Source organism: Flavobacterium sp. KACC 22758 (genome assembly GCF_028736135.1).
In the GTDB taxonomy this organism is placed as follows: domain Bacteria; phylum Bacteroidota; class Bacteroidia; order Flavobacteriales; family Flavobacteriaceae; genus Flavobacterium; species Flavobacterium johnsoniae.
Map to the genome: position 1 here is coordinate 4,859,042 of NZ_CP117878.1, position 21,176 is coordinate 4,880,217.

Genomic DNA, 21,176 nt, shown 5'->3' on the forward strand with positions numbered 1-21,176 from the left:
CAGATGTTAATAAACATTATTAAGCTTTAAATTTAAGGAGATATTTAAAAAATTTCTTCCCTAACTTTAGCATATAAATTTTCTTTAATGCTTTTTTTGTCATTAATCCTGTCTGATATGCATTTGATCTTTTAATTGAATTAAATTTAGTTTTAAATAGTTTAGAAGAATTATAATATCTTGTAACTAAACCAACGGAATACTTATGATATTCCTCATAGGTTACTATTTCTTTCAACGAATCTAAAACCTTAATTTGATTATCATCTGCACCAATTGTATTCATCCTGCCAGAAGGATTTATTCTATAAAAAGCTAAGGGTAAATCTATAAAAATGTATTTAGGACTGCTTTTAAAAATCTTAATCCACACAATCCAATCTTCCTGAGCAGATAAATTTTCAGGAAATCTTATATCTTCAAATAATTTTATATCAAAAAAACCGCATTGTAACTGAATTGAAAAAAGATTAAACAAAAAGTTATCAAACGTAAATGATTTTTCATTTAATTCGCAAAAAGCAGGTAAAATTTGTTTAGAATCTGAAGATATCATTTTAAAATTTGTAATTATAATTTCGGGTTTTTCTCCAGAAGCTTTGTTAATTTCATTAATTGACAGCTCTATTTTCCTGATTTCTAAAAGATCATCTGAATCTAGAAACTGAAGATATTTTCCGACAGCTTTTGAAATAGCAAAATTCCTTGTACTACTTACTCCACTATTCTTTTTAAGATAATATTTAAACCTGCTGTCTTTAGCTTCCCATGATTTGGCAATTTCCTCTGTATTATCAGTACTACCATCATTAACAATTACACATTCCCAATTTTCATAGGTTTGAAGGTACACAGACTTAAGTGTCTCGTTTAAATATTCTCCTTGATTATAACAAGGTATGATAATAGACACTAATGGGCTCATTTTTCTATTTTTATTTTAAGTAAATTAATAAAAAAAGTTTCATATTCTTTGGCAATAACACTTGGTTTAAAAAGTCTCTTTTTTTCTGCGTACTCATTTGTTTGAAAATATAGATGAATCTTAGAATCTGATTGTCTTTTAACAACTTCATCAAAATTACTTTTCTCTAAATCTAGAGTTGGAAATCTGAAAAAATCTGCGACTTCGGTCATATTTCCGACTTTTGGAATTATCATTGGTTTATCAAAAGTTAATCCTAAATAAAGAAGTCCAGAATTTAAATTTCTAATTCTAGGTATTATAAGCAATGAGGAGTTTTGTACTAAATCTACCATACGATTATAATCTATAAACTTGAAACCAAAAAAGTATTGGCTTTTACGAAGAGGAAATCTAAATACTATTTCTGCAATTTTTCTATAAATTTTTCTAAATCGATAAGGTAAATAAGATGGTAATTCCATAAATGGAAACATATTAGGAACAATCAAGAATTTATTTTTTTGTGGAATTTTGTTAAAAATTTTAAAAACAAGCTTTGCTTCTTCAACCGATCTAATATTACCAATAACAGACACTAAATATTTATTTTTTAAACTTAGTTGTACTTTATCATTAAAATCTGCTGACTCAAAATCTGATATTAGACTTTCATACAATGGGTGGTATATGACAGTATGTTCACAATTTTCAGAAAAAAGATGTCTATATTGTTTTAATGAATAATTGCCCAAATGTATAACTGCATCTACATGTTTTTGTATTAACTCAAACAAATCATTAAAAACATTTTCTTTATCGTAATGTGATTTAATATCATTTAATGTAAAAACTACTTTAGATTTTTTTTTCCAAAGTATAATTTTTCGTTCAAGATCTATTAACTGTTTATTGGTTGGTGCAATCCAATTAAATATGGCTTCAGGAAATTGAATATTTACAATTTCATAATGATTTTTATATTCATTAAAATCACCAAAAATAAAATTACAATTTGAAAAATAAATAATTTCATCTAAGTAAATATTTCTATCCTTTAAGTGCGGAACAAATACTTCCATAAATTTTTTAATTTTTTTCTTTTAATTCTTTCGAAAATGAACTTTATAATAATTATATCAGCTGATCGATACTTGAATTTTAATAATTCTTTTCTTAAAATTCTAATTTTTACAAAATCAGAAATATTTCCAAAGAAATTTATAAGTTGCGACTCTGTATAGTCTTTTAATCTTTTCTTTTCAATATCAAAATTTGTCTGTAAGAAATACAAAAACAAAAACAGGCTGTTTATTTTTAACTGAATATTTTTCTGATTAGAGACAACAGAAGATATATTATTTGAACTTAATCTCCAGTAAACAGTAGCTCTTTTTATGTAAAAAATGCCTTTATTTTTACCATAAATAAGCCAAGTCGCATAATCTGAAAACCATGCGAGAGGAAATTCAACAAAACCATGGTTAAGGTTGTAAACATCTCTGCTAAATATAAACTCACTGGCTGTGATAGTTTCTTTCATTAAAAGCATTTGGTCTAATAATATCTCAGATGTTTCGTGAACACTATGATTGAAGTCTTTACTTGTAGATTTTCCATTCTCATCAATAACTTTAAGATTAAATCTTATTAGTTCAGCATCTTTATTATATTGTATAAAATTATAAAATTCTTCAACTACATTATTACTTAAAACATCATCATCTCCCAAAAGCATTATCCATCTTTCGTTATTCGAAAGTGCAATCGAACGTTCCCATTGCTTAGTTAATGAGATACTACCTAAATTTGATTCAAAACGATGATATATGAAATTAATTTTTCCCTCATACTTTTCTAATAAAGTGATTGGATCGTGTGGGCTTGCATCATCACCAATATAAACTGTAAATTTTTTATTAGTTTGGTCACTTAGAGATAGAAGTGTATCTTCAAAAAAATCAAGTTTATAAAAAGGAATTATGATAGCAAGCATTTATTGTTTGATTATTTTTTTTACAGCTGTTTTAAAAATCTTTTTTACAGGTAAATCTATTGGGATCTGATCATTTTTTAAACTATATTTTTTAATAAAATCATCAATAGAGCTTGATGGCATGAATTTTAAAAAATTCCATATATTTGGTACAATTGGATGAATATCTTGAAATTGCTCATAATTAGAACTATTTAAAGTTTTCCAAAATTGAAAATAGCTTTCAGTATCAAAATCATCTCGATGTCCCCAGTTTTTAATTTTCAAATGAATTTGCTCTTCACTTCTTGCCCAAGATTGATGAATTACTTTAATGTTTAAAAAATGATTTCTTATTTCATCATTTCTTCTTGTATGTATGTTCTTAGTTTGATTTGTTATAAATGGAAATTTTTCATCGTTTTCGATATACAAATAACCATCTGGTAACTCTCTAAACAAAGTAATTAATTTTCCCTGAAAACAAATTGGTGTAAGGGTTGGAAATAAATTCAAATACCAATATTTTTTTAAATACTGCGATACTTTTTTAAAATCATAAATATATTCATCTACATCTAATTGGATTTTCCAACCTTTCCCCATTTTTTTAAGCACGAGATTACGTTCTCTTGACTCACATTCCATAGGAGTTAAACTTGGCAAATAAAATTTATCAAAATAAAACTGAATTTTTTTTTTTTTATCAAAAATCTTAATTTCAGAAAAAAAAGAATCTGGAATTACAAATGTATTTCCACTCCATGTTTTTCTTTCACTATCAACGGCTATAACAATCTTGTCAGCATAATTATATAATTGTTTCACTGATGTTAGCAGCATCTCATAATCGTAAGATAATAAATAACCTATCTTAATCATGGTTTATTATTTTTGAGTTCCATGTTGTCGGTAAATACATTTTTGAATGTTTAGGTAAAGGTTTGGTTCTTTTAGTAAAATTACTTTGCTCTAAATAAAAATTAGTTATGTTTTTGATTGTATAAAAAGTATCAACTTGCCCAGCACCTATCCATAAGTTTATAGAGTAAAAACCTGGTATAAACAATAGATGTTTAGTATTAATTACAACTTTAACTTCTTGATTCTTATGCAACTTTTCAAATGACAAACCATGATCCTCATTTATTACATGAGTAACTAGTTCATGATTAATATCTAAAATATCCATTGCTATAGATAAGTCAATTATTGAATCTAGAATTTTAAAATTAATTTCTATTTCTAACTCACTTCCCAATTCAATAGTTTGACCTTGAAAAACCTGAGTATTATTTTTATTAATTTTAAAATTGTAGAATTCAATTTTATTCAAATATGACTTATGAATACTCTGAGAAATCAATTCTTCTAAAGATATTTTAGAATAAAAATCCACACTATCATTAATATCTCCTTCAAAGACTACTTTTCCATGTTCCATAACAATCCCTTTTGTACATAAACTCTTTACAGCTGTCATATTATGGCTTACGAACAAAACTGTTCTTCCCTGTCCTTTAGAAATATCCTGCATTTTACCAATCGCTTTTTTTTGAAATTCCGCATCACCTACAGCCAGCACCTCATCGATAACCAAAATCTCAGGCTCTAAAAATGCCGCAACAGCAAATGCCAAGCGAACGGTCATTCCAGAACTATATCTTTTTACAGGAGTATCAATATAACGTTCGCATCCTGAAAACTCAATAATTTCAACTAATTTAGAAGTAATTTCTTTTTTGGTCATTCCAAGAATTGCTCCATTTAAGTAAATATTTTCACGACCTGTCATTTCTCCATTAAAGCCGGTACCAACTTCTAGTAAGGATGCTATTCTTCCACGAGATTTTATACTTCCAGTTGTTGGAGCTGTTACTTTTGAAAGTATTTTTAAAAGCGTAGATTTTCCAGCACCATTCTTACCAATTATCCCTAAAACTTCCCCACGTTGAACTTCAAAATTAATACCTTGTAAGGCCCATACATAATCAGAAACTCCTTTAGTGGATCGATCATTTGTATCCCCAATTTTTAAATATGGATTTTCTTTTCCTCGTATTTGATGCCACCAACGATTAAGATCATGGATGAGAGTTCCTGTTCCCACTTGCCCTAAACGATATTGTTTAGAAATGTTTTCGACTTTTAAAATAATATCTTTCACCTTCAAATTAGGATTAGAAATAAAAAAATAATTAATTAAGACAGTAAATTGAATTTATACTGTATCTATAAAGTTTTTTTCAGTTTTATTAAAAACTAAAAGGCCTATAGAGAAAATAACAATTGTAACTACTAATGTATAACTCAATCCTAAAATGGAAACTTCGCCAATATTTAAAAGCATATAACGGGATGTTTCTATTAAATAAGCTAAAGGATTATATTCAACGATCCATCCGTACTCAGGTAACTTAACCTTAACCAACTTCATAGGATAAAAAACTGCAGATAAATACATTAGTAATTGTATACCAAAACCAATTAAATTACTAAAATCTCGATATTTAGTAACTACAGATGAAATTAACATCCCTAATCCTAACCCTAAAATCCCCATTATGATAATTAAAATAGGTAATAACAAAACAAAGCCATTCAAAACTAAATCATATCCTTTTAAATAATATAGAATATAAAATACTATAAAAATAAAAAATTGAATTCCAAACTTAATTAGATTAGATATTACAACTGAAAGAGGTGTTATTATCCTTGGGAAATAAACTTTCCCAAAGATGCTCGCATTTGCCCTAAAAGTATCCGAAGTTCCATTAAGACAGGCTGTGAAATAATTCCAAATCGTAATTCCTGCTAAATTAAATAGAAAAGGCGGAACAGCCCCCGTTTTAATTCCAGCTACATTATTAAATATAATAGTAAAAGTTATCGAAGTAAACAATGGTTGAATTAAATACCAGAGTGGTCCTAAAATAGTTTGTTTGTAAACTGTGATTACATCTCTTTTTACAAACAGTAATAATAGATCCCTGTACTGCCAAACCTCTTTAAGATTGAGTGATAGAAACTTATTTTTTGGTTTTATTTCAAATAACCAGTCAGTTGACGAATTTATGTTATTCATTAAATTTTTAAATAAATGTTTATTGAAAAAGTGAGTATAAAAAAGTATGTTTTGCATTTTTAATTAAAAAAATATTTTTATTCAAATTAACAAGATTTTTAGTCTTTTTATAAATCCTTAAAATGCGAAAAGGCGTTTTATACAAAAACACCTTTTTCAGTTAAAACTTTTATGTCATTATTAAATTTATTTATCTAAAACTTCAAAAGTAGAATTCATACTTTTAAATTCAGGAACAATTTTTTTCATTTTTGCAACAATATCTTCATTATCATAAAAATCTGCAATGCCTATCAACTCATCAATATCGTTATGCAAATCTTCGTACTCATCCTGGATTTCCTGAGCAATCATAATTTTATTATGATAAGTTGGCAGCGTTTTAGAAGTATCATTTAATAATTCTTCATATAATTTTTCACCTGGACGTAATCCAACTATTTTAATTTTAATCTCTTTGTCGGGAATAAAACCAGCAAGTTTAATCATTTTTTTTGCTAAATCTATTATTCTAACAGGTTTACCCATATCAAAAATATAAATTTCTCCTCCATTCCCCATAGCCCCAGCTTCCAATACTAATTGACAGGCCTCAGGAATGGTCATAAAGTATCTAATAATGTCCTGATGTGTAATAGTAACCGGCCCTCCCTCTGCTATTTGTTTAGTGAACAAAGGAACAACAGATCCGTTAGAACCTAAAACATTTCCAAAACGTGTAGTAATAAATTTGGTAATACCTGGAATATTCTCTTTTTGGTTTTTCAAAGATAAAGACTGTACATATTTTTCTGCGATTCGTTTACTGGCTCCCATTACGTTACTTGGGTTTACAGCTTTATCTGTCGAAACCATTACAAATTTTTTCACATGATATTTACATGACAGATCTGCAAGGTTTTTCGTACCTTTTATATTTGTTAAAATAGCCTGTGATGGGTTTTCTTCCATTAAAGGAACATGCTTATAAGCAGCTGCATGAAAAACAACATGAGGATTGTAATTTTTAAAAACTTTCTCTAAAGCCTTTTTACTTTTTACGTCAGCTATTACTGCTACTATTTTAGCTGTAGGGTTTAGGCTGAGTATTTCTAAACACAAGTTATGTAAAGGTGTTTCTGCATGATCTAAAAAAACAACTGTTTTTGGATTAAAAGTGAGTACTTGTCTTACTATTTCACTTCCAATAGAGCCAGCGGCTCCAGTGATAAGAATTGTTTTGTCTTTTAACTGCTTAGAAATAGATTTACTATCTAAAACAATAGGTTTTCTTTCAAGTAAATCTTCAATTTGAATATTTTTAACTTTTTGAGAAATCTCTTTTTGATTTTCCCAATCTGAAATCAAAGGAACAGTATAAACTCTATAATTAAATTCAAGACATTGGTCAACTATAATTAATTGTTCATCTTTTGTTAAACTTTTATCAGCAATAATAACTCCTTCAGCAGCAACTGAACGCATTAAAGCAGGCAGTTTTTTTCTTAAAATCAAAATTGGCAAATCTAACATACGTTTAGATGCATTTTGATTATTTTTATCCACAAAACCAACAATTTTAAAACGGGAAGGAGTTTCAAACTTTAATGCATTCGCTACAGAAATCGCATTGGCGTCAGTTCCATAAATTACTGTTCTTATCAGTTTTGAATTTGTTTTTTCTGAAAAATAAAGTTCAAAAGTTTGTTTTACGATTACTCTATACAAAAACAAACCACAAAATGACAACACAAGATTAATAAATAATGCCGTATTCAAAAATGCCTTGTTTCCTGTATATAATTCAAAAACTAAATTAAAAAACAAGAAAAATACCAGAACTGACATTTGTGAAAACAACAGTTTTATGGCATCTATGTAAGATGAATGTCTTATAATTCCTGAATAAGTTCTAAACAACCAAAAGAAAAATACATTTATAAAAATTAATCCACCTACAAAAGCAAATTGATGAGAGGTAATAATATAACCTAATGCAGTTCCTTCAAAAAGCATATAAGTAAAAGTAAATGAAAAAATTAGAACCATTACATCAATTGCTACAATGATCCATCTAGGCAAATAACTAAGGTTATTAATATTTGCTCTTAAATTCCTTGGTGATAAAGAATTATACAACAAAGATGATATTTTGGTTTGATTATCTGTATTCAATTTAGGTTCGTTTTGTTTTGTAAACTTTATCTGTCTTACAAAAATACAAATTAAAGAGGTTAAATTTTTATTTCTTGTAAAAATTAAACTTTAACTCCTTTTTTCTTTTGTTTCAAAAAGTCAATTAAATATGTTCCGTAACCCGATTTAACTAATGGCAACGCTAAACTTTCTAATTGTTCATCATTAATGAACCCTTGTCTCCAAGCTATTTCTTCGATACAACCTACTTTTAGTCCTTGTCTTTCTTCTAGGACCTGAACAAATTGTCCAGCCTGCATTAAACTATTAAAAGTTCCTGTATCCAGCCAAGCAGTGCCTCTACTTAGAATACCTACTTTTAATTTTCCTTTTTCAAGATAAACTTTATTTACATCTGTAATTTCATATTCACCACGAGCACTTGGCTTAATATTTTTAGCAATTTCTACTACAGAATTATCATAAAAATATAAACCAGGAACAGCATAATTAGATTTTGGTTCTACTGGTTTTTCTTCAATAGAAATAGCACTTTTATTTTCATCAAATTCTACCACTCCATATCTTTCCGGATCTGCAACGTGATAAGCAAAAACAACTCCTCCTTCTGGATCAGCATTATCTTTTAAAAGTTGCTGCATATTTGTCCCAAAGAAAATATTATCTCCAAGTACTAAAGCAACCTTATCTTTACCTATAAATTCCTCACCTATTACAAAAGCTTGTGCTAAACCGTTTGGGTTTGGTTGCTCTGCATAGCTAAATTGACAACCAATTGAACCGCCATTTCCTAAAAGTTTTTTAAAATGTGGTAAATCGTGAGGAGTAGAAATAATTAAAATTTCATTTATCCCCGCCATCATCAAAGTTGACAATGGATAATAAATCATTGGTTTATCATAAACAGGCATTAACTGCTTACTGACAGCTAATGTTAATGGGTGCAATCGTGTGCCAGAACCTCCAGCTAATATAATTCCTTTCATAAATCTTAATTTTTAGATTCTAATTAGATTCTAAATAAACATTTTTTTTAAACTTTTCTTATAATTAGGAACATCTAAATTATAAACTATTTTTATTTTCTCTTTATTCAACAATGAGAAACTTGGTCGTTTTGCTGGGGTTGGGTAAGATGACGATATAATTCCCTTTACTTTACAGTTATAACTTCCGAGTTCTTTAATACTTAAGGCAAACTCATACCAGCTAATCTCACCTTCGTTTGAATAATTATAAACTCCTGGTATCCATTTTGAATATTCAATAATATCAATCATTGCCTGTGCTAAATCAGCGGCATAAGTTGGTGAACCAATCTGGTCATTTACCACATTAATTTCATCTCTTTCCTGTAGTAATCGCTGTATAGTTTTTACAAAATTATTTCCAAACTTGCTGTAAACCCAAGAAGTTCTAATAATAATTGATTCAGGATTTTCTTTTAAACATGCAATTTCGCCAGCTAGCTTACTTTCTCCGTAAACATTTATAGGATTTGTTTTTGCCTCTTCATCTAAAGCTATCGAAGAAGATCCGTCAAATACATAATCTGTTGAAATATGGATTAATTTGACATTATTTTCTGCAGAGTATTTTCCAATTAATTCTACAGCTAGATGATTCACCCTAAAGGCCAAGTCTTTTTCTGATTCAGCTTTATCAACAGCTGTATAAGCTCCACAATTAAATATAATATCGGGATTAAATACATTTAATTGAGATTGAAGCAATTCTATATTATCTAATGTAATTTTGCTGCGATCAGCAAATATCCATTCATAATGAGGATATGTAGATGCCAAAACAAAAAGTTCAGATCCTACTTGTCCTGTTGCGCCTGTTACTAGAATTTTCTTCATTAAAATAAACTATTACAATTTTCTATAAAAGGCAGGATTTGATCTTTTTCTGAAACAATTGCCTCATCTAGATTCATTCCCCAATCAATGTTTAAAGATGGATCATCATATTTAATTCCGCCTTCTGAAGCTTTATTATAAAATTGATCACATTTATACATTACTGAAGCAGTTTCACTAATAACCGAAAATCCGTGTGCAAATCCTTGCGGTACTAATAATTGTTTTTTATTTTCTGCTGATAATAAAATACTAAACGACTTTCCATAGGTAGGAGAATCTTTTCTCAAATCTACCGCAACATCAATAATTTCTCCTTCTAAAACACGTACTAATTTTGTTTGTGCGAAAGGAGGATTTTGATAATGCAAACCCCTTAAAGTCCCTTTCTTTGAAAATGACTGATTATCTTGAACAAATTCAATATTAATTCCTAAATCTTGAAATTTGGTTTTGCTATATGATTCAAAAAAGTATCCTCTTTCGTCACCAAATACTGTTGGCTCTACAATTACTAAGTCTTTTATAAAAGTTTCTTCAATTTTCATTTTTTAATTTTATATTTCGTTTAAAGAAATTAACAATAACTTCTTTTATTCTGCTTTTATCTTTATTCGTTAAATTTGATCCTGATGGTAGGCATAATCCTTTTTCGAATAATTCTTCTGCAATTTTATGACCATAATAAGGATACTTCTTAAAAACTGGTTGTAGATGCATTGGCTTCCATAATGGACGACTTTCTATATTAGCTTCTTCAAAAGCAAGTCTTAAACCTTCTCTTTCTTTTTTTGTTTCTAACAATATTGTATTTAGCCAATAATTAGAAAAGAAATCATCATTCAAATTATCAAATAGCTGCACATTTTTAATATGTTTAAAGATGTTATCATAAAACAAATGATTATCTCGCCTAAGATTAATATTTTTTTCTAAAATTTTAATTTGTCCAAGTCCAATTCCAGCACAAATATTACTCATTCTATAATTATAACCTATTTCACTATGCTGGTAGTGTGATGCTATATCTTTTGACTGAGTAGCAAAAAAGATCGCCTTCTCTTTTATTTCTTTCGAATTCGTAATTAATGCGCCACCACTAGAAGTAGTGATAATTTTATTTCCATTAAAAGATAAAACACCAAAAACACCAAAACTCCCACATTTTTTGCCTTTATAACTGCTTCCTAAAGCCTCTGCGCTATCTTCAATAATTGGTATTTCATACCTATCAGCAATTGCATGAACTTCATCAACTTTATAAGGCATTCCATATAGATGAACTGCAATAATTGCTTTAGGTTTTTTTCCTTTTTTTATTCGATCTTTTATAGCAATTTCAAGATTTTTTGGACAGATATTCCATGTATCTCTTTCACTATCTACAAATATCGGATATGCATTCTGATATAAAATTGGATTTGCTGAAGCCGAAAAGGTCATACTCTGACAAATTACTTCATCACCAGCTTTTACACCCAATAAAATTAATGCCAAATGTATAGCAGATGTACCAGAATTTGATGCTGCAATATAATTTTCATTTTCAAAATAACTCTCAAGTACATTTTCAAACTCATCAACATTTGGTCCTCCAGAAGTAATCCAATTTGTTTTTAGAGCTTTTTGAATATATTTTTGCTCAAACCCACTTTCTTGAGATAATGATAAATAAATTCTATTATTATTCATTATTTAAAAAGCCAATAATCTTGTGGAAAACGAACATCATCAGCAGTAACATAACCCAATGGCAAAGTAGAAAACGATATCAGCTTTGAATTTTCCTCAAGAGATTCAACTGCATTTGCATAACCAGCAGGTATGTGAACAATTTTACTGTCAGATTCTGAAACAAAAATAGTTTCAACAATTAAATCTTTTGAAGGGTTTTCCCAGTTATCAATTTTTATAAAATAAATATTAAAAGCCCCTGAAAGACAATAAAAATTTTTGGCATCTAGTTTATGCCCTTGCCAAGCTCGAATCGGATTTTCTTTTGAATTACTTATAATGTAAAACCTTTCAATATTTGTAAAGCTAAAATCATTCACATATGATACACTTCCTCTATGATCTGTAAATTTTCCTCCCTGAATTACTTTAGGCTCCATGATTCAATCTTAAATTACTTTTGTTTAACAAATAAAATTTTGATGAATAAATTAACAATAAAGGTAGGATTACAATTAAGAATATGATTCCATCTTGAACTTTTTGATAAAGAAGGATAACTAATAAAGAAATTCCTGCTTGAGCTAATCCATAAAAAAGAGATACTAATCGATGCTGTACTTTATATTCATTACTTAGCACTTGATATAAGTGCAATCTATGTGCTTCAAAAATATTCTGTTTAAGGTAAAGCCTATGCAAGATTGTACAAACCGCATCGACTCCATATACAGCTAAAAACAATAACCAAATAAATGATTCTGTTACTAGAATAAGTTTCAAAACTAAGTAAATTACCCAGAAAGCGACTGCAATACTTCCAACATCGCCTGCAAAACATTTTGCTTTCTTTCTATAATTGAAAAATAAAAAAACCAAACTCGCAATTATAGCATACTTTATGAATTCTCCATCTATAAAAAGTTGAATTTTTGTATTCACATATAATAATGCTCCCATTACAGTTAAAGTATATAAACCAGTAATTCCATTTATTCCATCCATGAAATTATAGGCATTAATTAATCCTATCGCTAAGACATAAGCAATTACTACACTCCAAATGGGTATTAAGTCAAATAAATTCAAATCATAAAAAATCAAAGTGATTGAAAGGAAATGAATTGAAATTCGAATTTTATTTGATAAACTTTGAATATCATCCCAAAAGCTAACAAGGCTAACTAGAGTTATACCTGTAAAGAAGAAATAATTATTCTGTACATTTTGCACAAAATAAATTAAAGCCGAAAACCAAAAGATTATACCACCTCCTCGTAAAGTTACTTCTGTATGAGAACTTCTTTGATTAGGTTTATCGATTATATTGAAATGATCAGCTACTTTAAAATAAAGCAACATAATAATCATTAAAACAATTCCTAAAATTGTATATTCCATTTATTTCTCTATGAAGCTTTTTATAGTTTTTTCTAATCCTTTTTCAGGAGTATGCGGAAGTTTTTCGATTCCAATAGCAGACTTTATTTTTTTATTGGATACTCTATAATTTTCAGTTAATTTTTGAATAGTTTCCGAGTTTAATGGCAGTTTTATAAAATCTCCTAATTTCCCAATACTTTTAATTATATTTTTAGGAATAGCAATTGATTTATTTTTTTTATTTAAAACAAAAGAAATAATACTAACTATATCATTTGTAGATAAAAAATCATCATCTGCAAAATTATAAACTCCAGATGGAATTTCCTTATTATTAATAATTTCTTTAATTAGATAATTAAGATTATCTATTCCTAGAAAAGATCTTTCATTATGAAAAGACGCTAAAGGATATGGTATCCCTTTCTTTACCACATTAAAAAGCAAGTTAAGATTACCTTTGTTACCTGGGCCATGTATCATACAAGGTCTTATAATGAAAACTCTTTTACCTTCTGGTAATTGTTTTGATAAAATATAATCTTCTGCTTTTAATTTAGATTTTCCGTATGGTGTTTTAGGATTCGGTTTAACATCTTCATACAAAATTTCAGATACATCATCCGCAACAGCTTTTACACTACTAAAATAGATAAAGTCCTGAATATCACTTTTTAAAAATGCATTAAACAATTCTTCGGTCAAATCTGTATTTACTTTAAAGTACTCCAAAGCATCGCTGGTTCCTTTTGTATCATGAGCTTTACCAGCCAGATGAATAATAGCATCAGCTGTAAAATCATTTTTCCAATTTAAATTTCGCAAGGAAATTTTATCAACTAAAAAAGAATAATTAGTTAAATAATCAGAAAGATTTTTGCCAACAAAGCCTGATGAGCCTGTAATTTTTATTTTCACTTTTATTTGAATTGTTCTAATGCTCTTTTATTTATTTCTCCTCTATCGGAATCAAAAAACCATCCCCATTTATTAAAATAAGTTATTGCTGAATTCACAAAAATTTTAAATAATTTGCCACTTTTATTTGCTCCTGATTCATATCCGTGGTAAACTGAAACTAATGGAAAATATATTGTTTTATAATATTGATGGACTCTTCGAGACAAATCCCAATCTTCAAAATACATAAAAAATCGATTATCGTACATTCCCACTTTTTTTATTGCTTCCAAATTTAATAATGTGAAGCACCCCGAAAGTACAGGAGCATTATAAATTTGTTTTTCAGGAATTTCTCTCAATTCATATCTATTAATAAATTTTCTATAGGCTTTAGCGGGTTTTTTTATTTTTCTCCACAATATACTAAAAGGGTATGGCAACAATTTTGGCAAATTTTGAACACTACCATCTATATTCAAAATCTGTGGCATAATCATTCCTATTGAGTTGTCGCTCTGCATATAATCAACCATTTTAAAAATTACATCACCTTTAAAATATATATCTGGGTTAACCACAAAATGATAATCTATTCCTGATTCAATTGCTTTTTTAATTGCTATATTATGAGCCTCTCCGAAACCAGGATTAGAGGGATTATGAATATATTCTATCTTTATATTATTATCAAACTTCTGAATATTGTTAATCTGAGAATTATCAATTAAAAAAAGTTTTATATCTACATTTTCATTAAAAATACTATTGATTGTTCTTTTCAACTCAATACAATCAGTATTATAAAGTACAATGGAAGCCGAAATGTTTTTATGCTTCATAAATTACTTTTATTTTCATTTAATTTTTTAATGAATGAATCGCATTTGGATTTACAGCATTTATTCTGCAATCACCAAAATTAATATTCCACGAGCTTTTACCATTATCTAAAAAGAAACTTTTATCAAATAGAAAAGGTTTACCATCTTCCAGAATACAAGCTAATGAATATCCTAGATTTAATATTATATTCGACAATTTCACTTCACCTTCTCTAATTAACAACAGCTTATGATCGATTCCTTTCCCAGGAAAATCTCCACACAATTCCACAACCTCTCTTAAAACATCAATTGTAGTGATTAAAAAAAAACTTTGTAAATGAGGATTGAAATTATTTTTAATTAAGCTCTGATAAATTTTCGAATTTACGGACACGCCCATCATTCCAATTGTTATATTTTCTTTAAAAAAATCTAAATATTCATCTATAAATTCTACTTGAAGCTTATTTACAGAACTATTACTCAAAATAACGTATTGATTTTCAAAATTCTTAATACTATCATAAAATGCACTATATCCAGAGAAATCCATTCCTTTATTGGAAACTTCCATTACTTTCACATTTTCAATCTTTTTAGTCATCAAAAAAGATTCAGACACTGTAACTGTTGGATCAATTTCATATTTACCTTTGTAATTAAGAAATCTTAACAATTGATAATCCAAACCACATTCAAACTCCTTAATATTTTTAATTTTCTTTTTTCTTTTCCCTTTGTAGCCTCCCCATTCATGAATACAAACGGCTACCTTATTTTCCCTAATTGGCATTCTAGTTCTTTTTTCAAATTTAATTTTATTAGAACTTATAAAATTAAATTTGAAAAAATTTTTACCATATTCTAAAGGGCTTGTAATTAATTCCTTCAAAAGAATTAGATAAAACTTATATTTAGAAGAAATACCCATTTAAATAAATATTATAAATTCAAGATTACCTGCCTTATTTGTCATTTTTTTTTTATATAACTCTTATAAAATGTCTTCATAAAAGAAAAACTTTTAGTTTTCAAAATCAGCATTGTCATTCTTATTAATACTATAACAAAATATTGAAAATCCTCAAAGAAAAATTCCCTGTGACAGTTTTTTACTCCATCGCAAAAAAAAGCAAACCTAACATTAAGATTTTCAATATTAACTTCATCATTTGAAAAATCTTGAATACATAATGTATTAATAACTTTAAATTCTTTATTAATTTTACTAAATCTTTTAATAAATTCAATATCACTAAAGTCTAATTTAACTTTATCATTATATCCGCCAGCTTCAACAAAAGAAGAAATTTTAACAAGCATTCCACTATTAACCGGTGAAAAATCACTTAAAAGGTATCTTATTGGTTCAACCTTTCTCAACCTAATTCCTCTTTTAAAAACCTTTTTAAATGGAGAAAAAATCAAACCATTTTTAAGTTTAATTATTGGGGAAAACAAATTAATATCGGCATCACAAACTATGTTATTTAAATATTCTTTTAAACTTCCTTTCTGAAAAAAAGTATCTTGGTCTAATAACAAAACCCATTTTTTGTTTCTACTTCTAGCAAATTCGACGCCTTTATTATAAGCCGTACTAACCCCTAAATTTTTTCCATTATAAAAGTGTTCTACAATATTAAATCCCTTGAGCTGATCCGTTTTTTGTTTAAGATTACTATTATCGTAAATAAAAAGATCTAAAGTTATTCTCTCGTGTTCACAATCATCTCCCAACGAAATTAATGTTTCTGATTTTAAAAGCTCTTTATTATAAATTACTACTATCGCTAGTATATTATCCGCCATCTTATTCATTTAATTGAGCCTGTTTATTTAGTCTTTCTTCTCCAGTACTATTAAGATTAAATCCCTTATAAATAATGTAATTTTGATATGGATGATATGAGATGGTAGTTTCTGCATTTAAAATATATGGTTTACAAGAAAAGAAAGAAAAAAGAAAAACATATGCAAAAATCAAAATTCTTTCAGCTTTCAAATAAAATAAATATATCAAACAAGGTAAAATTATTATATTAGATATCATAAAATATAGTCGTAATCTCTCAGACATTTCAATAAATTCAAACATGCAAAAAAAAGTAAATATCTGACAAATATAAATATTTAAAAAAATATTAAAATATTTATTACTTTTTTCTAAATCTTTCCTATAATACATTATTAAAAAGAATGTCACAATGTAAAAAACAATATTAACGATGGTATTTAGATTTAAATCTCTACCTAATGTCGAACTTTCATAAGTTGAATAAAAAAGTAATTTCGTCGCAATAGCATAATCTCCCATTAATGGAGAAACTTTATCGATAATAATATTTAGCCACTTAACATTCAAAACATAAACCAGTAAAGAAATACAAAATAAGACAATTAGTGATTTAGAAGAAAAGGTTCTTCTAATTATAAAGTACATGAATAAGAGTAAGTAAGCACTCCAATGAAATGAACCAGCAAACAAAACTAAAAAAACGAATTTAAAACGATTTTTACTGTAAACATATTTTATTGAGTAAAAAAAAATGCTTAAAGCTAGACTTTGCCTCATTCCACTCATATCTAAGACAAAAAAAAGAACTGCAAAATAAACTAAAAGAGAAATCGCTTTACCATTCGAAAAAAAAACAATAGCCTTATATAAAAAAAAATAAGTTAATAGTGAAACGATAAAAAAAACTGTTTGAATAGAACCTCCAAAATATTTAATAAGAGATATTAACAAACAATAACCATAATCTGGAGAAGAAAAAATAAGCTCTCTCCCTAATGAGTTTGTAATCTCATTAATTGGAACTGTTGTCTCAAACATTGATTCATACACTCGCCAATCAACACCTGTTTCATATCTTAATCCAGCAATAAAAAGTAATATAAGTATAATAATTATTGAAAATGAACGAGAAATTTGTTTATCAAAATTTAAAACTTCCAAAATTGAAAACAATGCTATTATCAAAAAAATGATTAAATAAAACATTTACTTATTTAAATTTGAATTTAGCTTAGTCCAATGCGTACTTGTTACAGCATGCTCAATATAATAATTTTCTTCATAAGATAAGTTTTTCGAATCTACATACCAAGGTTTATGATGTGCTTGATACGGAAATGCTGAACGATACATTAATCCCCCTTTACCTGCTTTCATAAATGGTCTATATAATGCAAAAGTGGTATCAATTAGTGCTTCAAAAAAATTATCATTAACTTTAATCTCATAAAACTGTTTCTCCCAATTTATAACCTCTTCTTTATTTTTAAAAGAATTTGGTAAGTCATCAATTTTTAAAGAAAAACCAACTTTTTGTACATATGGTTTTTGCTTTAAAGTTTTCCAAAACAATTCCAAAAAATCTACAGGGCATTCTTCAATGGGAACAACATCAGAATCTGTATATACATAGTAATCTTTAATAAAATTTTTATAAATATCTGTTTCCCACATGGCTAAATGTCCAACATTTTTTCCTAGCATAAAAACTTTATATTTACAAGTTTTGTAATAATCGATTAGTGGAGGATACGTTGAATCATTATCTATTATAAAAATATTGTTGTAACCTCTATTTTCAAGAGAATTAATTAATTGAAGCAGATATTCAAATCTATTTCTATTATTAATGATTATAGGGATTTGTTTAACATCACTAATTTTGGAAGGGTAGATAAAAGAAAGGGTTAACCTTCTAATAGTTCGAAAAAAATAAACTAAGGGTCGTAAATAAACCTTAATTAATTCTATAAATTGATTCATTATTTAAATATTATGTATTCATCGAGTAATCGTTACTACTAAATTTAATTATAATTTAATCACTTTCTTTAATGCCTTAAGATAACCTAATCCATATTTCATGTCTGGTTCCATATAGTTACCTTCAGCCCATTCGTTCCATGATTTTAGAAATATTATTTTCTTATCATCTTTTTTCTTATCCACAACAGCAAGAGCATCTAATAAATGTTTTTCAAAAAATATTGGGTTTGAATTATTGTAAACAACACCTTCACGTCCACTTCTCGGCGAATGATCCCAATTTGGTAAAACTGTAGGGAAAACATTTTCCTGTAACTCCTCTTTTCCAACAAATGTTTTAATCATTTTTTTATAATCATAAACAAGTGGAACTCCTAAAATTATTTTTTTTAATTTATCTGATATCTTTCTTTTTATCGACCTATTTGAATTAACATAAGAAAATATCCTATTAATATTAACAGCATCTACACCAGTATTCATGATTTTATCTATTTCATATACAAAAGAAGAATGCCCTACAAAATAAATACCTTCAAGACCATTCTCAAGAGCTAATTTTTGCCATAACTGAATAAACATGGATAAATCAGGATGAGATAAAGGCTTATATATCATGAATAGGGGCTTTCCTTCTACCTTAATATAGCGTCTATCTTTAAAAGCAGATAAAACCTCATAAAAATGAGCTGTATAGTCCTCTATTCCTGGATACTGTTGCTCAATCAATACATTACGATTAGTCATTCCATGTGCAAACCCTTTCCATGTTTCATTTGCCCATGCTAAACAAAATGGAAAATCAGGTTCTTCAGATTCTAGAACCTCATTAAAAGGCCTCTCAATTAATCTTTTTCCATTACCAAACCAATAATGCCAATAACAAAATCCCTCAATACCATATTCCTTAGCCATATCTGCTTGGGCTTTTCTCGTTTCAGGAACTCTCAAATCATAATATCCTAAATCTGCAGGAATTCGTGGTTGATAATGTCCTCTAAATAGTGGTTTTGCTTTTCCTACGTTCGTCCACTCAGTAAATCCTTTACCCCACCAATTGTCATTTTCAGGTATTGGATGAAATTGGGGTAAATAAAAAGCTATTACTCTTGCTTTTGTTTCCATTAACTAATTTCTCTTATTATTTTAGCTGGATTGCCTCCTGCCACACAATTCTTTGGAATTGACTTTGTTACTACTGCATTTGCTCCTACTATTGAATTTTCTCCAATTCTAACGCCTGGTAAAACAACTACTCCTTCCCCTAACCAAACATTATTTTCGATAACAACAGATCCTTTAGTATATAATTTTCTTTTTGCAGGTGGTAATTGAATCGCTTCTAAATTAATTTCTCCATGAAAATGATCTGATATATATACTTTACTCGCTAGTAAAACATTATTTCCAATTATTATTTGGTTAATAGCCCCAATATGACAGTCTTTTTGAATAGATACATTATCTCCTATACAGATTACAGGAGTAAACTTATCATCAGCGAATTGTTCAATAGCATCTAGCCTTAATCTTTGATCAAAATTGACATTATTCCCAATCACAATGTTATTCCCCCCTGTTAAATATAGTGGAGATTTAACATTAAAATTTTCTCCAACTTTCTTAAAATCATTTGATATCCAAATTGAATAGATTTGATTACCTCTCAATTTTATTAAAGTTAATATATTTCTTGGATAAAAAAAGTAAAAGAATTTAACAATGGATGATAAGATTTTTTTTACACTTTTTTTCATCATAAAATTTTCTTAAACCAAAATAATATTAACATTGGATATAGATATGGTTCATACCAATATTTATTAAATATAATACTAAAAACACCTTTAGTTTCATAGCTATAGCTATGCCTATTAGTCACCAATAAAGTTAAAAGCCAAGGGTAAATAAATTTTTTGCATAAGCGATATTTTTCTAATTCATAAATATAAAAAGATATTTTTTCTTTTTTCACTATACTAAGATAATCCTCTACAAAAGTTTTAAAAACATTATATCCACCTTTTTTTTTAGGAACTGTAACTTCAAACAAATCTTCAAAATAAATTGTAGTTAGCTTTCCATTATTAACAATTGTGTACATCCATTCTAATTGTGGAAAATGAAGTGCAGCATATTTATTCTTATTCCTTATTTGATCAAAATCTTTTTTCCAAAAACCAATAGCTGCTGTCCAAGTTGTATTGTAACTACAATGATAAAAGAAAGAATTTATGGAATCTATAGTTTTTATAGTATTATGATTATGTAAAAAATTAGGATAAAAAAAAAGATTAGTATTATCATTTTCATGATTCTTTATCCTTGTAATCATCTTTTCTAGAGCACCAAATTGAAAATTAAAAGTATCATTATATAATTTTATATATTTCCCAGTACTATAACATAAAACAGTAGTGAGATTATAAAAGGAAGTATTTGTGTCGTTACAGTAATATTTAACAGATGGATATTTTGAAACAACCTCTTTTGTATTATCAGTTGAGCAATTATCTGAAACAATAACTTCAATATATTCGGAATTAAAATCGGGATTTGCAAAAAGTTTTCTTAAAGTTTCATCTAGTATATCGCAGCGATTATAAGTTGGTATACAAATAGAAAGTAGTTTAACACTCATTA

The 21,176-nt window shown here is 27.7% G+C and carries 22 protein-coding genes; all 22 read right to left on the bottom strand.

The features are described 5' to 3' along the window. Positions 1-19 precede the first annotated feature (19 nt). Positions 20-925: a glycosyltransferase family 2 protein gene (locus PQ462_RS20570; RefSeq protein WP_274251391.1), complete on the bottom strand. Its 906-nt coding sequence runs from the start codon at positions 923-925 to the stop codon at positions 20-22. Continuing rightward, the gene (locus PQ462_RS20575; RefSeq protein ID WP_274251392.1) at positions 922-1,986 is read right to left on the bottom strand and encodes a hypothetical protein; all 1,065 of its coding nucleotides are present in this window, start codon (positions 1,984-1,986) and stop codon (positions 922-924) included. The genes PQ462_RS20570 and PQ462_RS20575 overlap by 4 nt, the downstream gene beginning before the upstream one ends. Further along, entirely contained in the window at positions 1,962-2,900 is a 939-nt protein-coding gene (locus tag PQ462_RS20580) for a glycosyltransferase (RefSeq protein ID WP_274251393.1), read from the bottom strand. Before PQ462_RS20580 ends, PQ462_RS20575 begins: the two co-directional genes overlap by 25 nt. Further along, entirely contained in the window at positions 2,901-3,761 is an 861-nt protein-coding gene (locus PQ462_RS20585) for a hypothetical protein (RefSeq protein ID WP_274251394.1), read from the bottom strand. It abuts the gene before it with no gap. Beyond that, the gene (locus tag PQ462_RS20590) at positions 3,754-5,046 is read right to left on the bottom strand and encodes an ABC transporter ATP-binding protein (protein WP_274251395.1); all 1,293 of its coding nucleotides are present in this window, start codon (positions 5,044-5,046) and stop codon (positions 3,754-3,756) included. The genes PQ462_RS20585 and PQ462_RS20590 overlap by 8 nt, the downstream gene beginning before the upstream one ends. Before the next feature lie 54 nt (positions 5,047-5,100). Beyond that, on the bottom strand, positions 5,101-5,967 hold the full coding sequence (locus tag PQ462_RS20595) for an ABC transporter permease (protein ID WP_274253735.1): 867 nt from the start codon (positions 5,965-5,967) through the stop codon (positions 5,101-5,103). A 186-nt stretch (positions 5,968-6,153) separates the two neighbouring features. Further along, entirely contained in the window at positions 6,154-8,121 is a 1,968-nt protein-coding gene (locus PQ462_RS20600) for a polysaccharide biosynthesis protein (protein ID WP_274251396.1), read from the bottom strand. An 83-nt stretch (positions 8,122-8,204) separates the two neighbouring features. After that, entirely contained in the window at positions 8,205-9,089 is an 885-nt protein-coding gene (gene rfbA / locus PQ462_RS20605; protein WP_274251397.1) for a glucose-1-phosphate thymidylyltransferase RfbA, read from the bottom strand. A gap of 30 nt (positions 9,090-9,119) precedes the next feature. Beyond that, a complete protein-coding gene (gene rfbD, locus PQ462_RS20610) occupies positions 9,120-9,965 on the bottom strand; it encodes a dTDP-4-dehydrorhamnose reductase (protein ID WP_274251398.1) in 846 nt (281 codons plus the stop codon). Continuing rightward, on the bottom strand, positions 9,965-10,513 hold the full coding sequence (rfbC, locus tag PQ462_RS20615) for a dTDP-4-dehydrorhamnose 3,5-epimerase (RefSeq protein WP_274251399.1): 549 nt from the start codon (positions 10,511-10,513) through the stop codon (positions 9,965-9,967). The genes rfbD and rfbC overlap by 1 nt, the downstream gene beginning before the upstream one ends. Next, a complete protein-coding gene (locus PQ462_RS20620) occupies positions 10,503-11,657 on the bottom strand; it encodes a DegT/DnrJ/EryC1/StrS family aminotransferase (protein ID WP_274251400.1) in 1,155 nt (384 codons plus the stop codon). The genes rfbC and PQ462_RS20620 overlap by 11 nt, the downstream gene beginning before the upstream one ends. Further along, entirely contained in the window at positions 11,657-12,079 is a 423-nt protein-coding gene (locus PQ462_RS20625) for a WxcM-like domain-containing protein (protein WP_274251401.1), read from the bottom strand. The genes PQ462_RS20620 and PQ462_RS20625 overlap by 1 nt, the downstream gene beginning before the upstream one ends. After that, on the bottom strand, positions 12,069-13,040 hold the full coding sequence (locus PQ462_RS20630) for an MraY family glycosyltransferase (protein WP_274251402.1): 972 nt from the start codon (positions 13,038-13,040) through the stop codon (positions 12,069-12,071). Before PQ462_RS20630 ends, PQ462_RS20625 begins: the two co-directional genes overlap by 11 nt. Continuing rightward, a complete protein-coding gene (locus PQ462_RS20635) occupies positions 13,041-13,940 on the bottom strand; it encodes an NAD-dependent epimerase/dehydratase family protein (RefSeq protein WP_274251403.1) in 900 nt (299 codons plus the stop codon). A 2-nt stretch (positions 13,941-13,942) separates the two neighbouring features. Then, positions 13,943-14,764: a glycosyltransferase gene (locus PQ462_RS20640; RefSeq protein WP_274251404.1), complete on the bottom strand. Its 822-nt coding sequence runs from the start codon at positions 14,762-14,764 to the stop codon at positions 13,943-13,945. A gap of 19 nt (positions 14,765-14,783) precedes the next feature. Further along, positions 14,784-15,680 (bottom strand): hypothetical protein, encoded by an 897-nt coding sequence (locus PQ462_RS20645; protein ID WP_274251405.1) that lies wholly within the window; start codon positions 15,678-15,680, stop codon positions 14,784-14,786. Between the two features lie 41 nt (positions 15,681-15,721). Continuing rightward, a complete protein-coding gene (locus PQ462_RS20650) occupies positions 15,722-16,570 on the bottom strand; it encodes a glycosyltransferase (protein WP_274251406.1) in 849 nt (282 codons plus the stop codon). Beyond that, positions 16,563-17,753, bottom strand: coding sequence for an EpsG family protein (locus PQ462_RS20655; RefSeq protein ID WP_274251407.1), 1,191 nt, complete (start codon positions 17,751-17,753; stop codon positions 16,563-16,565). The genes PQ462_RS20650 and PQ462_RS20655 overlap by 8 nt, the downstream gene beginning before the upstream one ends. Then, the gene (locus PQ462_RS20660; protein WP_274251408.1) at positions 17,754-18,530 is read right to left on the bottom strand and encodes a glycosyltransferase; all 777 of its coding nucleotides are present in this window, start codon (positions 18,528-18,530) and stop codon (positions 17,754-17,756) included. Between the two features lie 48 nt (positions 18,531-18,578). Beyond that, entirely contained in the window at positions 18,579-19,658 is a 1,080-nt protein-coding gene (locus tag PQ462_RS20665) for a glycosyltransferase WbsX family protein (protein ID WP_274251409.1), read from the bottom strand. Continuing rightward, positions 19,658-20,290, bottom strand: coding sequence for an acyltransferase (locus tag PQ462_RS20670; RefSeq protein WP_274251410.1), 633 nt, complete (start codon positions 20,288-20,290; stop codon positions 19,658-19,660). Before PQ462_RS20670 ends, PQ462_RS20665 begins: the two co-directional genes overlap by 1 nt. Beyond that, on the bottom strand, positions 20,290-21,174 hold the full coding sequence (locus PQ462_RS20675; RefSeq protein ID WP_274251411.1) for a glycosyltransferase family 2 protein: 885 nt from the start codon (positions 21,172-21,174) through the stop codon (positions 20,290-20,292). The genes PQ462_RS20670 and PQ462_RS20675 overlap by 1 nt, the downstream gene beginning before the upstream one ends. Positions 21,175-21,176 lie beyond the last annotated feature (2 nt).